This is a genomic window from Massilia norwichensis, from assembly GCF_024753245.1.
Taxonomy (GTDB): Bacteria; Pseudomonadota; Gammaproteobacteria; order Burkholderiales; family Burkholderiaceae_D; genus Telluria; species Telluria norwichensis.
Genome location: NZ_JANUGX010000014.1, coordinates 115,004 through 129,184 on the forward strand (window position 1 = coordinate 115,004; position 14,181 = coordinate 129,184).

Below are 14,181 nucleotides of genomic sequence, written 5' to 3' on the forward strand. Positions count from 1 at the left end.
GAAGCCGCTCATCCAGCGTGCTTTATAATGGCCGACGCACCAATCGCCGTCCTTCCTGTGAGATCAGTATGAAAATCGAAAATCCCAATCCTATCCAGTGGCAGTTTTCGGAACGCGCGCAGCAGCTGCAAAGCTCGGCGATCCGCGAGATCCTGAAGATTACCCAGCGTCCGGAGATCATCTCCTTCGCCGGCGGCCTGCCTTCGCCGGCCACCTTCCCGGTCGAGCGCATGAAAGCGGCCTACGACAAGGTCCTGTCCGAGACCGGCAAACAGGCCCTCCAGTACGGCCCGACCGACGGCTACGCCCCGCTGCGCGAATGGATTGCGGCTTACCTGTCCACGCCCGACTGCAAGATCCTGCCCGAGCAGATCCTGATGGTGTCCGGCTCGCAGCAGGCGCTCGACCTGCTGGGCAAGGTACTGATCGACGAAGGCAGCAAAGTGCTGGTCGAGACCCCGAGCTACCTGGGCGCCCTGCAGGCGTTCTCGGTGTACCGCCCCGATTTCCACTCGGTCGAGACCGACGACCACGGCCTGGTGCCGTCCTCGCTCGAAGCGCTGGCCGAAGGCGCGCGTCTGCTGTACGCGCTGCCGAACTTCCAGAACCCGACCGGCCGCTCGCTGTCGATCGAACGCCGCCGCGAACTGGTCGAGACCTGCGCCCGCCTGGGCATCCCCCTGATCGAGGACGATCCTTACGGCGCACTGTCGTACAAGGGCGAGCCGATGCCGCGCATGCTGAACATGAACCCGGACGGCGTGATCTACATGGGTTCCTTCTCGAAGGTGCTGACCCCGGGTATCCGCCTCGGCTACGTCTGCGCCCCGCTGCCGCTGGTGCGCCGCCTCGAGCTGGCCAAGCAGGCCGCCGACCTGCACACCGCGCAGCTGACCCAGATGGTCGTGCACGAAGTGGTCAAGGACGGCTTCCTGCAAGAGCACATCCCGACCATCCGCAGCCTGTACGCCAACCAGTGCCAGGTGATGCTGGACGCGATGGACGAGCATTTCCCGGAAGGCGTGACCTGGACCCGTCCGGAAGGCGGCATGTTCATCTGGGTCGACCTGCCGAAGCACATCGACGCCACCGCGCTGCTCGACCAGGCGATCGCCGCCCGCGTCGCCTTCGTGCCGGGCGCGCCCTTCTACGCCAACGATCCGGCCACCAACACCCTGCGCCTGTCCTTCGTGACCGTGCCGCCGGAGCGCATCCAGGAAGGCATCGCCGTGCTGGGCAAGCTGATCAAGGACCAGCTGTAATCATCGTCCTGTCGCGCGCGGGCCGTCCGGCCCGCGCCGCATTTGTTACATTCAGCGCAAGGCCGTGTAACTCTTCGTCTTCCTGGCGCAACCAAAAGTTGCGCCAAAGTCACAGATTTTTCTGTCAAACAAGCAATACTTGGCCTATGATGTGGCGCAAGGCTGAATGATTTTGAACGAACAAACATCGTGCAGCCTCCACAAGGCACAGTATGACCATCCTAGCCAGCGCGGCGCCCGCCGCGCCCCGCAAGCCTGCCATTCTCATTGTCGACGACGCGCCGGACAATATCTCGCTGCTGCGCGCTATGCTGCTGCGCCAGGGCTACCAGACCTTTGTCGCCACTTCCGGTGAGCGCGCCCTCGAGATCGCCCAGCGCATCCAGCCCGACCTGGTGCTGCTCGACGTCGTCATGCCCGGCGTCGATGGCCTGGAAACCTGTCGCCGCCTGAAGGCCCAGCCGGCCACGGCGAACATCCCGGTGATTTTCATGAGCGCGCGTGGCGAAACCGAGGACATCGTCGCCGGCTTCGACATCGGCGCTGCCGACTACATCCCCAAGCCGCTGCGGATGGAAGAGGTCTGCGCGCGCGTACGCGCCCAGCTGCGCCTGTCCAGCGGCAACGGCGCCGACAAGGAACAGGCGGACTGCCTGCGCATGATCGTCGACAGCATGGACCAGGGCCTGCTGATCGTCGAGCGCTGCGGCCGCATCCAGTACGCCAATCCGTCCTGCGACCGCTACCTCGGCTATGCGGCCGAGCAGCTGGTCGGCCGTTCGCTGGCCGACCTGGTGGCCCAGCAGGACAGCTATGCCGACGGCTGCAGCGCGATGGAAGCGATCGGTCACGGCACCCGCGAGGTGCTGATCCGTCACCGCGACGGCGGCCTGCGCGCGATGGACCTGACGATGACGCCGATGCACGCGGCCGACGGCCTGTTCGTGGCCCTGCTGCACGACATCACCCATCACAAGCAGTCCGAGGATGCGCTGCAGCGCGCGGCCATGCTGGACCCGCTGACCAAGATCGCCAACCGCCGCCACTTCGACGCCTTTCTGGAAAAGGAATGGCAGCGCGCGATCCGCAATGCCCAGCCGCTGTCGCTGGTGGTGCTCGACGTCGACCACTTCAAGCTGTACAACGACACCCTCGGCCACGCCGCCGGCGACCTCTGCCTGCAGAAGGTGGCCCAGGCGCTCGAAGCGCACGCGCTGCGCCCGACCGACCTGGCGGCGCGCTTCGGCGGCGAAGAATTCGTGCTGCTGTTCGGCGAAACCCCGGGCCCGGCGGCGGCGCGCCTGGCGGAAGCCATCCGCACCACGGTCGAGGCCCTGCACATACCGAATCCGCGCTCGCCGACCTCGCCCTACATCACGGTGTCGGTGGGCGTCGCGACCATCGTCCCGACCCAGCTCGACCAGATCGAGCAGCTGTTCCTGTGCGCCGACCGCGCCATGTACGCGGCCAAGGAAGCGGGCCGCAACCGGGTCGAAAGCGCGGTGGTGGGCGCGGCCTGGGATGCGGTGCGCAATGCGGCGATGCATTAGGTGTCATTCCCGCGCACTGACGTCGTCGTTCCCGCGAAGGCGGGAACCCAAGTTCTGCATGCGTTACGTCAGCTCGTACAAACTTGGATCCCCGCCTTCGCGGGGACGACGTCCGAAACTCCGCGGGAATGACGGCTAACGGACCTGCGGATACCCGGTAATCTCCGCAATATCCCGGTACAGCGGCTGCAACTGCCGGTACATCTTCCGGTACACCTGCGTGTACAAGCGATCGTAGATCCGCCGGTGCTCCGGCACCGGTTCGAACACCCGCCCCACCCGCGTCATCGCCGCCACCGCGGCATCGAAGTCGCGGTGCAGGCCCAGCCCGACGGCGGCGTCGATGGCGGCGCCCAGCCCCGAGGTCTCGTACACGTGCGGGCGCGCGGTCGGCAGGCCGAAGATGTCGGCCGTCAGCTGCATCGCGCAATCGCTCTGCGAGCCGCCGCCGGACACGCGCAGCTCGGTGATCGCGACCCCGCCGCGCTTCTCGATCCGCTCCTTCCCCTCGCGCAGCGCATAGGCCAGCCCTTCGAGGATGGCGCGGTAGACGTGGGCGCGGGTGTGGACGTCGCCGAAGCCGATGATGCCGCCCTTGGCTTCGCGCCCCGGCACGCGGATGCCGGGCGTCCAGTAGGGCTGCAGCATCAGGCCCATCGAACCCGGCGGCACGCTGCTGGCCATGCGGTCGAACAGCTGCTCCGGCGCGACGTCTTCCAGCAGGGCCCTGGTCTGCTCGTGGTGACCGAACTGCTCCTTGAACCAGTTGACCATCCAGTAGCCGCGGAACACCTGCACCTCGTTGCTGTAGGCGCCCGGGAGCGCCGCCGGATAAGGCGGAATGAAGGGCGTGACTTCGGTATAGCGCGTGCTGGTGGTGTTGATGGTGGCCGTGGTGCCGTAGCTCAGGCAGCCGACGTGGGGCTCGCGGCAGCCGGCGCCGATCACCTCGCAGGCCTTGTCGGCGGCCGCCGCCAGCAGCGGCAGGCCCTGCGGGATGCCGGTGTCCTGCGCGGCTTGCGCCGAGATGCTGCCCAGGCGCTCGCCCGGCTCGACCAGTTCGGGCAGCATGTGCGGCTCGACCGCCAGCGCCTGCCACTTCCAGTCGTGGCGCGCGGCCCAGCGGCGGCGCTTGTAGTCGAACGGCAGGTAGGCCACCTGCGAACCGCTGGAGTCGGCGAAGCGCCCGCACAGGCGCCAGTTCAGGTAGCCGGACAGCAGCAGGAACTTGCTTGTCGCCGCCCAGACCTCGGGCTGGTGCGCCCTGATCCAGTTGATCTCGGCTTCGCCGCGGAAGTAATCGATGGTGCCGTCGACTCGCGCCAGCTTGAAGGCCGTCCGCCACCACCAGGCGATGGGCGGATAGACCTCGGTGCGGCGCTGGTCGAGCCAGGTGATGGCGGGGCGCAGCGGGCGGCCGTCCTGGTCCAGGCTGACCACGGTGCCGCGCTGGGTGGTCACCGCCACGCCCTGCACCGCGGCTTTGTCGGCGCCGGGCTGGGCCCACAGCCGCTGGCAGGCCTGGCACAGCGCGGCCCAGTAATCGTCGGGGTCGTGCTCGGCCCAGCCGGGCTGCTGCGAATAATATGCCTCCAGCATGACCTGGGACTTGGCGACGATATTCCCCCGCAGGTCGAACAGCAGCGCGCGCACGCTCTGGGTGCCGTTGTCGATGGCGAGGATGGTCGGCTGCGTGCTCATGCTGTCTCCTCGCGCGGCAGGCGGTAGTGGGCATCCCACAGCGCCGCGTAGTCCCGTTCTTCCTGTTCCCAGCGCGTGTCGTTCCAGCCCAGCTCGGGCTGGCAGATCGTGCGGATGCGCGGCAGCAGCGCCCTGCCGCCCCCTTTCAGCTGCAGGCCCAGGCGGGTGCGGCGCAGCAGCAGGTCGTCGAGGTGTTGCACCGCTTCCGCGCGCGCGGCCCAGCGCAGCTCGGCCCATGCCGTCTCGGTGCCGGGGATGGTCTCGCATTCGCCCTCGCCGGCGGCGGCCAGCAGCGCGCCGGCACAGGCGCCGTGCCGGCCCTGCAGGCGGCGCAAGACCGCGCCCGACAGCCGCGCATGCCCGCTTGCCGGTGCCGGTACCGGTGCGAAGACCCGGCACGGCCGCAGTTCGTCGCGCCAGGCCGGCAGCTGGGCGCGCACCTGCTTCAGGGCGTCGAGGGCGATGGCGCGGAAGGTGGTCAGCTTGCCGCCGGCCACCGCCACCAGCCCGTCCTCGCTCCAGACGCTGTGTTCGCGCCCCTCGCGCGAGGCATCGGCCTGGCCGCCGGCGATCACCGGACGCACGCCGGCATAGGTCGACAGCACGTCGTGTTCGTCGATGCCGAGTTGCGGAAACTGCGCCTGCAGGGCCGCCAGCAGGTAATCGAGTTCGGCCCGCGTGATGCGCGCTTCCTGCTCCATCGGCTGGGTGTGATCGAGGTCGGTGGTGCCGACCAGGGTCGTGCCTTCCCACGGATAGGCGAACACCGGCCGCCCGTCCTGCGGGTGCATCAGGCTCACGGCCTGGGACAGCGGCAGGCGCCAGGCCGGCAGAATCAGGTGGCTGCCGCGCAGCGGGCGCAGGCGCGGCCCTTTGCCGTGCAGGGCGCCGGACCAGGCGCCGGTGGCGTCGACCGTCACGCGCGCCTTCAGTTCGTAGCTGCCGCCGGCGACGCCGTCTTCCAGCACCGCCCCCAGCACCCGGCCGTCGGCACGGATCAGCGCACGCGCACCCACGTAATTGAGCGCGGCGGCGCCATGCGCCATCGCCTCGCCCAGCACGCGCAGCACCAGGCGCGCATCGTCGGTCTTGGCGTCAAGGTAGACGATGCCGCCCGCCAGATTGGCCTGCGCCACGTTCGGCGCCCGCTCCAGGAAGGCGTCCTTGCCCAGCCAGTGCCGCTCGCGCCGCCCCGCCAGCAGGTCGTAGATCGCCAGGCCGGCCAGAAAACTGCGGCGTCCGCGCTGGCCCGCGTAATGGGCGAAGGCGAAGCCCTGCGGCTCGACCAGGCCGGGCGCGTCGCGCAGCAGGCTCTCGCGCTCGCGCACCGACTCGCGCGTCAGGTGCAGGTGGCCATCCTTCAGGTAGCGCAGGCCGCCGTGCACCAGCTTCGAGGAGCGGCTCGAGGTGCCCCAGGCGAAGTCGCGCCGTTCGACCAGCAGCGCCTTCAATCCGCGCCTTGCCGCCTCCAGCAGGATGCCGGCGCCGGTGATGCCGCCGCCGATCACCAGCAGGTCCCACTCCTTTGCCATCAAGCCGGGCAGTTCGGCGCGCCCGTCCCGCCGCCACAAGGTATTCATGGCGTCAGCAGCTTCCCGGGATTCATGCAGCCTTCGGGGTCGAATGCGCGGAACAAGGCCCCCAGCGCCTGCATGCCGAGCGCGCCCTTCTCCGCGCGCAGCCAGGGCGCGTGATCGAGGCCGACGCCATGCTGGTGGCTGATGGTGCCGCCGCCGGCGACGATCGCGTCCGACACCGCGTTCTTCAGACGCCGCCAGCGCGCCAGGTCGGCATCGAAATTCCCGGCCAGGCGCCAGATGAAGGTCGTGTAGACGCTGGCGCCCTGTGCGTACAGGTGCGACAGATGGGTGTAGGCATGCACCTGCTCGCCTTCCGCCGCCATCGCCTCGCGCGCCGCCTGCTCGACCGCGCGCATGCCCGGCGTCACCCGTGGCCAGTCGAGGGCCGTCTCGACGGTGTCGATCGCGTAGCCATGAGCCCAGGCGGCGTTGCGCAGGTAGACGTTGCGGAAGCGGTTCTTCTTCCAGCGCTCGCCCAGGCCGCGTCCCGCATGCACGCCGCCGTGGCGCCGCGCGATCGTCAATGCCGACGCCAGCGCCGCGCGCGCCTGCCCCCGGTTGTCGCCGGCACCGCTGGCGCCGACCAGCAGCATGCACTTGTCCGCACCCGCCCCGCGCAGGCGCAGCAAGGTCTCCAGCAGTGCTACCTGCTGGGCCGCAGTTTTCCCATGTACAGCGAGCGTCAGCATGGTCGCCGTCTCCACCGCATTCGACAGGCGCAGCATCGACAAGCCGAGCCGCGCCTGCACGATGCTGCGCACGGCCCGTTCGGCGCGCTCCCAGTCGGGCAGGAACACGGCGTGGAAGGCTTCGAACGCGGGCACAGGGCTGATGCGCACCGTCGCTTCCGTCAGGATGCCCATCCGGCCTTCGGAGCCCAGCACCAGCTCGCGCAGATCCGGCCCCGCGGCGGAGGCCGGGAAGTTCGGGATCTCGAGCTGGCCCTGCGGCGTCTCCATGCGCCCGCCGGCAAACAACTGCTCGATGCGGCCGTAGCGCAGCGACTGCTGGCCGGAGGAACGCGTGACGACCCAGCCGCCCAGCGTCGAGTATTCGAAGGATTGCGGGAAGTGGCCGAGCGTGTAGCCATGCGCGCGCAGCTGGGCTTCCAGGTCCGGGCCGGCCACGCCGGCGCCGAACGTCGCCAGCAGCGATTCGCGGTCCAGGTTCGTCAGGGCGCGCATTCGGCTCATGTCGATCGACAGCGTGGGCCGGTCGCGCGCCGCGTCCAGGTGGCCGCAGACACTGGTGCCGCCGCCATACGGCACCACGGCGGCGCCGTGATCGATGGCGAAGCGGATCAGCTCGCGCACTTCGTCGGCGCTTTCCGGGAACGCGACGCCGTCCGGCGCCGCCTCGATTCGGCCGTAGCGCAGGCGCAGCCAGTCCTGCAGGCTCTGGCCGAGCGCGTGGGTCAGGCGTACCGCGGGGCTGGTGTCCACCAGCGGATGCGGCGGCAGGCGCGAGGGCACCAGTTGCGCGCATACCGCCTCGAAACTGGCATCGGCCGGCCCCGTGCCCGGCCCCAGCTGCTGCGTCAGGAAGCGCAGCGCGCCCTCGCCGACCGGCACTTCGATCGTGTCATCTCCCCAGCCGTTCCAGCGTCTCATGGCTCTCCCATTGCAATTATTTATACTTTGCAAGAAGATAAGCCACTCGCCTCCCGATGTATTGCGGATTCATGCCAAGCGCTTGTTCGAACATGCCACCGACGATGCCATCCCTGCCGGCCCGGGTCACCGGCTCCTATTTGCAGCCCCTGCTGGAGACGGTGGCCGCGCGCGGCGTCGACGCCGCGGCGCTGGCCAAAGCGGCCGGACTGACCGTGCCGCTTTCGCCGCTGCCGGATTCGCTGGCGGCGCAGGACTACATCGCCCTGCTGGCGCATGGGGCGATGCTGGCGGAAGACCCGCACTTCGGCCTGCACGTGGGCGAGCGCATGCGGCTCGGCGCCTACAGCGTGTACGGCCTGATCCTGCTGGCCTGCGCCGACTTCGCCCAGGCCATCGAACAGACCCAGCGCTACGAACAGCTGGCCCACGACCTGGGCCGCTCGCAGCTGAGCATCGAAGACGGCAGCGGCCTGGCCTGCTACACCTGGACCAGCCACTTTCCGGACGCCACCCGGCACCTGGCCGAGAGCGTGTTCGCCGGCATCCGCACCTTCGGTTCCTGGCTGGCCGGCAGTCCCCTGACGCCGCGCCGCCTGGCGTTCGCGCACGCGAGCGAAGCCGATCCGGGCGAGTACGAACGGGTGTTGGGGATGGTGCCGGCATTCGGCGCAGCGGCGCACCTGGCCTGCTTCGACGCGGCGCTGCTGGCAATGCCGGTGCCGAACGCGGATGCCGGCATGTACCCGGTGCTACAGCAGCATGCCGAGCGCTTGTTGCAAGAACGGAACAATGGCATCGTCGCCGATGTGCGCGCCGCCGTGATCCGCAACCTGGCCACGGACCGCGTGCGCTTGGGGAGCATTGCCGAGGAATTGGGATTATCCGCGCGCACGATGCAGCGCAAGCTGTCGGAGGCCGGCGCCAGCTTCCAACAGGTGCTCGATGACGCCCGCCACGCGCTGGCCAGAGACTACCTGCGCCAGCGCGATTTGTCGCTGACCGACATCGCCTTTTTGCTCGGCTACCAGGAGCAGAGCGCGTTCACGCATGCCTTCCGCGAGTGGTCGGGCCTGAACCCGGGCGCCTGGCGCGAGCGCGCGCTGGCAGGAACGATCAGGGGCGCTTGAGCTGGCCGATCACGCTGGCCACTTTGGTGGTGATGACGTCGACCGCCGGGCCATTCGCGCCGTGCGGCAGGATGACGTCGGCGTGGCGCTTGGTCGGTTCGATGAACTGCTTGTGCATCGGGCGCACCGTTTCCAGGTACTGGTTGACGATGCTCTCGGTCGTGCGGCCGCGTTCCGCGATATCGCGCTGCATGCGGCGGATGAAGCGGACATCGGGCGCGGTATCGACGAAGATCTTCAGCGACATCATCTTGCGCAGATCCGGGTCGTACAGCGCGAACAGGCCTTCGATCACGATCACCGGCGCCGGTTTGACGTGGATGGTCTTGTTGGAACGGTTGTCGATCGTGAAATCGTATTCCGGCATCTCGATCGATTCGCCATTGCGCAGGGCGCGCACGTGCTCTACCAGCAACGGCCAGTCGAAGGCCTGCGGGTGGTCGTAGTTCTGCTTGCGGCGGACTTCGGGGGTGAGATCGGATTGGTCGCGGTAGTAATCGTCCTGCATGACCACCGACACCATGTCGGCGCCGAAGGAGGCCAGCACCTGCTGGGTCACCGTCGACTTGCCACTGCCGCTACCGCCGGCGACGCCAATGACAAACGGAGAAAAAGAAATCGCATTCATCCCCGAATGATACCGGAGCGGCGGCCGAACCGACAGGGGGCCGTTAAAAACGGCGCGGGCCCAGACGGCGCAAATCGTCGAACGCGGGCACGATCGCCAGGCCGCACAGCAGGCAGGCCAGCGGCACCGTCGCCAGGTAGCCGGCATGCTTGAAGCCGAGTGCGCCCAGCACCGCGCCAAGGAAAAAACTCAGCAGCAGCGAGGCCAGCAGCGCCAGGCGGGCATGGTTGGCCGACACCCTGGGCTGAGCGCCGTCGCGGTTCCAGTACAACATGCGGCCCAGTTCGATGCCGATGTCGGTGACGATGCCGGTCAGGTGGGTGGTGCGGATCTCGGCATGTGAGAGTTTGGTGATCAGGGCGTTCTGCAGGCCCATCAGGAAGCACAGCAGCATCACGGTGGCCGGCACGAACAGGGTATCGACCTGCGCCAGCCGCGCGCCCAGCACGCCGAAGGCCAGCAGCAGGATGGCTTCGAGCAGCAGCGGCAGCGCGTACTCGCTGGCCAGGCCGCGGCGGCGGCCGTAGTTGACGGCGAGCGCGGTGCAGGCGGCGCCCAGCAGGAACGACAGCACGGCGCCGAAAGCGTCCAGCGCCAGGTCCCAGGCGCCGAGCGCAAGATGGTCCGCCGCCGCCGACACCGCGCCCGTCACGTGCGAGGTGTATTGGTTCACGGCCAGGAAGCCGCCGGCATTGATGGCGCCCGCGACAAAGGCCAACGCCACGCCGAGATGGCGGTTGGCGCGCGGGCTGCGTGCGGGGCCGAGAAGGCTGCGGGCGTAGTGGAGTGGCACGAGACAATATTACTGTATTTCAAGGGACAGCAGCATCGTGCCGGCCTCGCTATAATTGTCCTTCTCGCATAGCCCCATCAGACTGGTCACGCCGTGAATCCACATCTCGAACGACTGCACCCCTACCCCTTCGAAAAACTGCGCCAGCTGTTCGCCGGCGTCACGCCGAATCCCGAATACGCCCATATCAGCCTTGGCATCGGCGAACCCAAGCACCCGACCCCGGCCTTCATCCAGAAGGCGCTGACCCACAGCATGGCCGGGCTGGCGAACTATCCGAGCACGCATGGCGGGGAACCCCTGCGCACGGCGATCGCCGGCTGGCTGGAGCGGCGCTACGGGGTGCCGGCGCTGGACGCGAACACGATGGTGCTGCCGGTCAACGGCTCACGCGAGGCGCTGTTCGCGATCGCCCAGTGCGTGATCGATCCGCGCGGCAAGGCCAGCCAGGACGGCGGCGCGCTGGTGATGTGCCCGAACCCGTTCTACCAGATCTACGAAGGCGCGGCCTACCTGGCCGGCGCCGAGCCCTACTTCGTGAACTCGGTCCCGGCGCGCAACTTCGCGCCCGACTATTCGAGCGTGCCCGACGATGTGTGGGCGCGGGTCCAGCTGCTCTACCTGTGCTCGCCGGGCAATCCGACCGGCGCCGTGCTGGCGCTGGACGACTGGCGCGAACTGTTCGCGCTGGCCGACCGCCACGGCTTCGTCATCGCCGCCGACGAGTGCTATTCCGAGATCTACTTCGGCTCGACGCCGCCGCTGGGCGCGCTGGAAGCGGCGCACCAGCTGGGCCGTAGCGCCGGGCTGCGTCCGTATGCCAACCTGGTGGTGTTCTCGAGCCTGTCGAAGCGCTCGAACGTGCCCGGCATGCGCTCGGGCTTCGTGGCCGGCGATCCGGACGTGCTGAAGAAATTCCTGCTCTACCGCACCTACAGCGGCGGCGCGATGTCGCCGCCGGTGCAGGCGGCCTCCTGCGCAGCCTGGAACGACGAGGCCCACGTGCAGGAGAACCGCAACCTGTACAAGGAAAAGTTCACGCTGATCACCCCGCTGCTGAAGCAGGTGATGGACGTCGAACTGCCCGACGCCGGCTTCTACCTGTGGGCCGACGTGCGCGCCACCGGCCTGTCGGACACCGAATTCGCACGCGCCCTGTACGCCGAATATAATGTGACGGTTTTGCCCGGCTCCTACCTGGCGCGCGATGCGCACGGCAGCAATCCGGGAAGCAACCGCATCCGCATGGCGCTCGTCGCCGAAGTGGACGAAGGACTGGAAGCGGCCAACCGCATCGTCCAGTTCTGCAAGGATTTGAAGTCCTCCTCCTGAAATCGATACGTTACTAGAAGATCCATCATGACCCAACAACTCCAGACCATCATCGACACCGCGTGGGAACAGCGCGCGGACATCAGCCCGGCCAGCGCCAGCAGCGAAGTGCGCGACGCCGTCGCCCACGTCCTGGCCGGCCTTGACGACGGCAGCCTGCGCGTCGCCCAGAAGGACAGCGGCAGCTGGGTCGTGAACCAGTGGATCAAGAAAGCCGTCCTGCTGTCGTTCCGCCTCGAAAACAACGTGCCCGTCGAAGGCGGCGGCATGCAGTTCTACGACAAGGTCCCGACCAAGTTCGCCAACTACAGCGCCGACGACTTCGCCAAGGGCGGCTTCCGCGTGGTGCCGCCGGCCGTGGCCCGCCGCGGCTCCTTCATCGGCAAGAACGTGGTCCTGATGCCGTCCTACGTGAACATCGGCGCCTACGTCGACGAAGGCACCATGGTCGACACCTGGGCCACCGTCGGCTCCTGCGCCCAGATCGGCAAGAACGTCCACCTGTCCGGCGGCGTCGGCATCGGCGGCGTGCTGGAGCCGATGCAGGCCAACCCGACCATCATCGAAGACAACTGCTTCATCGGCGCACGCTCGGAAATCGTCGAAGGCGTGATCGTCGAAGAGAACTCGGTGATCTCGATGGGCGTGTACATCGGCCAGTCGACCAAGATCTACAACCGCGAAACCGGCGAAGTCACCTACGGCCGCGTGCCGGCCGGCTCGGTCGTGGTCTCCGGCTCGCTGCCGTCCGCCGACGGCAAATACAGCCTGTACTGCGCCGTGATCGTCAAGCGCGTGGACGCGCAGACGCGTTCGAAGACCGGTATCAACGAGCTGCTGCGCGGGATTTAAGCTTCCCCGTCGCCCCCGCGACCTACGCCGTCGTTCCCGCGCAGGCGGGAACCCAAGTTTGCATGCATTTCGACTGCTCAAGCAGAACTTGGGTCCCCGCCTGCGCGGGGACGACGTTGTAAAGCTGCGTCCTTTCCCTACCACCGCAATCCCTCTGCAACAAGGTAGAATCCCCGAAGCGCAAAAATTACCGCGAAGCAAGGGAGAGAAGCCATGATGATGGAACGCCTGTTCCAGTTGATGAAGGAAAAGAACGCGTCGGACATGTTCTTCGCGGTCAATTCCCCAGTCCACATCAAAATCAACGGGAATCTCATCCCGATCAACCAGAACAAGCTCGAACCGGAAAACATCCAGGTGCTGCTGGCCGAGATCGCCTCGGAAGCGCAGATGGCCGAGCTGGAGCGCACCAACGAACTCAACATGGGTATCTCGGTGCCCAACCTGGGCCGCTTCCGCTTATCGGCGTTTCGCCAGCGCGGTTCGATCTCGGCCGTGTTCCGCTTCGTGCCTGCGAGTATCCCGCCGCTGGACGAACTCGGCCTGCCGCCGGTGCTGTCCGAGCTGATCATGGAAAAGCGCGGCCTGCTGCTGATCGTCGGCGCCACCGGCTCCGGCAAGTCGACCACGATCGCCTCGATGCTGGACCACCGCAACGAACAGCGGTCCGGCCACATCCTGACGCTGGAAGACCCGATCGAGTACCTGTTCAAGAACAAGAAATCGATCGTCAACCAGCGCGAAATCGGCAGCGACGCCGCCAGCTTCGACATCGCCCTGCGCAATTCGATGCGCCAGGCGCCGGACTGCATCCTGATCGGCGAGATCCGCGACAAGGACACCATGGCCGCCGCCCTCGCCTATGCGCAGTCCGGCCACCTGGTGCTGGCGACCCTGCACGCCAACAACAGCTACAACGCGCTGAACCGCATCATCAGCTTCTACCCGATAGAGAACCGCCCCGCCCTGCTGCAAGACTTGTCGTCGGCAGTGAAGGCGATCGTCTCGCAGCGCCTGGTGCGCGCCAAGGCCGGCGGCCGCCGCCAGGCCGCGGTCGAAATCATGGTCAACACCCGCTACGTGGCCGACCTGATCGAAAAGGGCGAGATCGGCGAGATCAAGGAAGCGATGGACAAGAGCCTGTCGCCGGGCTCGCAATCCTTCGAGCGCGCGCTGCTGGACCTGGTGCAGGCCGACCTGATCACCCAGGAAGAAGCGCTGGCGAATGCCGACTCGGCGACCAACCTGCTGTGGCTGATCAATAATGGGCCGGATAGTCAGGCGGCCAAGGCTGAGGAACAGGCCAAGGCGGCCGAGGAGCCGGCCGGGCCTTCGTTTACCGAGTTCACGCTGGATCAGTAAGACGTCTAACATCGACGTCTCTGATTAGAAGCAACTTTTGAGCAGATTTTCTTGCCACAAGGAAACTATTGACATATGATTTTTTATTTTTGAAATCATATGTTCGAACGACTATTGGATGTACTCGGAAACCCGCATTTTGAAGCGTATGTTGGCGGACCGATTGTCGGCGTACATGTCAGCTTGATTTTCGCATCATTTGGTAATCGCTCAAGCAGTTCAAACGGACAATCGCCGCAGGATATTTACGTCGAGATAATCGAACGCCGTTTTCACGAGCGTCCTGCTCGCCGAGGAAACGCTCAGGGGCAAAACAATGGCGACGGGGGCGCGGCGATGGGGCTAGCACTAGTAGGTTTAGGACTATGTTTTCTTTTCGTC

At 67.0% G+C, this 14,181-nt stretch carries 12 protein-coding genes; 7 read left to right on the plus strand and 5 right to left on the minus strand.

The genetic code is table 11. The features are described from left to right. Positions 1–68: 68 nt before the first annotated feature. Positions 69–1,262: an aminotransferase-like domain-containing protein gene (locus tag NX782_RS13510; RefSeq protein ID WP_258845980.1), complete on the plus strand. Its 1,194-nt coding sequence runs from the start codon at positions 69–71 to the stop codon at positions 1,260–1,262. 212 nt (positions 1,263–1,474) lie between these two features. Then, positions 1,475–2,812 (plus strand): diguanylate cyclase, encoded by a 1,338-nt coding sequence (locus tag NX782_RS13515; RefSeq protein ID WP_258845981.1) that lies wholly within the window; start codon positions 1,475–1,477, stop codon positions 2,810–2,812. Between the two features lie 135 nt (positions 2,813–2,947). Here NX782_RS13515 and NX782_RS13520 read toward each other — a convergent pair whose 3' ends face one another. The 3 genes from NX782_RS13520 to NX782_RS13530 are packed head-to-tail and all read right to left on the minus strand — an operon-like array spanning position 2,948 to position 7,703. After that, entirely contained in the window at positions 2,948–4,513 is a 1,566-nt protein-coding gene (locus NX782_RS13520; RefSeq protein ID WP_258845982.1) for an FGGY-family carbohydrate kinase, read from the minus strand. Continuing rightward, complete coding sequence (locus NX782_RS13525) at positions 4,510–6,093, minus strand: glycerol-3-phosphate dehydrogenase/oxidase (RefSeq protein ID WP_258845983.1); 1,584 nt, start codon at positions 6,091–6,093, stop codon at positions 4,510–4,512. The genes NX782_RS13520 and NX782_RS13525 overlap by 4 nt, the downstream gene beginning before the upstream one ends. Next, positions 6,090–7,703, minus strand: a complete 1,614-nt coding sequence (locus tag NX782_RS13530; protein ID WP_258845984.1) for an FAD-binding oxidoreductase — start codon at positions 7,701–7,703, stop codon at positions 6,090–6,092. Before NX782_RS13530 ends, NX782_RS13525 begins: the two co-directional genes overlap by 4 nt. 104 nt (positions 7,704–7,807) lie before the next feature. Between NX782_RS13530 and NX782_RS13535 the strand changes: the two genes are divergently transcribed. Continuing rightward, a complete protein-coding gene (locus NX782_RS13535; protein WP_258845985.1) occupies positions 7,808–8,833 on the plus strand; it encodes an AraC family transcriptional regulator in 1,026 nt (341 codons plus the stop codon). On the opposite strand, the gene udk is transcribed toward NX782_RS13535, so the two are convergent. Together udk and NX782_RS13545 are read right to left on the minus strand one after the other, a co-directional pair. Continuing rightward, positions 8,820–9,461, minus strand: coding sequence for a uridine kinase (udk, locus tag NX782_RS13540; RefSeq protein WP_258845986.1), 642 nt, complete (start codon positions 9,459–9,461; stop codon positions 8,820–8,822). The two genes, NX782_RS13535 and udk, sit on opposite strands and share 14 nt — an antisense overlap. A gap of 43 nt (positions 9,462–9,504) precedes the next feature. Next, on the minus strand, positions 9,505–10,254 hold the full coding sequence (locus NX782_RS13545; RefSeq protein ID WP_258845987.1) for a YoaK family protein: 750 nt from the start codon (positions 10,252–10,254) through the stop codon (positions 9,505–9,507). 93 nt (positions 10,255–10,347) lie between these two features. Here NX782_RS13545 and dapC point away from each other — a divergent pair, with 93 nt between their 5' ends. The 4 genes from dapC to NX782_RS13565 form a co-directional block, all read left to right on the plus strand. Then, positions 10,348–11,586 (plus strand): succinyldiaminopimelate transaminase, encoded by a 1,239-nt coding sequence (dapC, locus tag NX782_RS13550; RefSeq protein WP_258845988.1) that lies wholly within the window; start codon positions 10,348–10,350, stop codon positions 11,584–11,586. A gap of 27 nt (positions 11,587–11,613) precedes the next feature. Next, the gene (dapD, locus tag NX782_RS13555) at positions 11,614–12,438 is read left to right on the plus strand and encodes a 2,3,4,5-tetrahydropyridine-2,6-dicarboxylate N-succinyltransferase (protein WP_258845989.1); all 825 of its coding nucleotides are present in this window, start codon (positions 11,614–11,616) and stop codon (positions 12,436–12,438) included. 213 nt (positions 12,439–12,651) lie between these two features. After that, positions 12,652–13,800 carry a PilT/PilU family type 4a pilus ATPase gene (locus NX782_RS13560; protein ID WP_258845990.1) on the plus strand — a complete coding sequence of 383 codons (1,149 nt, stop codon included), beginning with the start codon at positions 12,652–12,654 and terminating at the stop codon, positions 13,798–13,800. Positions 13,801–13,899: 99 nt separating this feature from the next. Then, positions 13,900–14,181: hypothetical protein (locus NX782_RS13565; protein ID WP_258845991.1), on the plus strand; the 282-nt coding region annotated here is incomplete at its 3' end.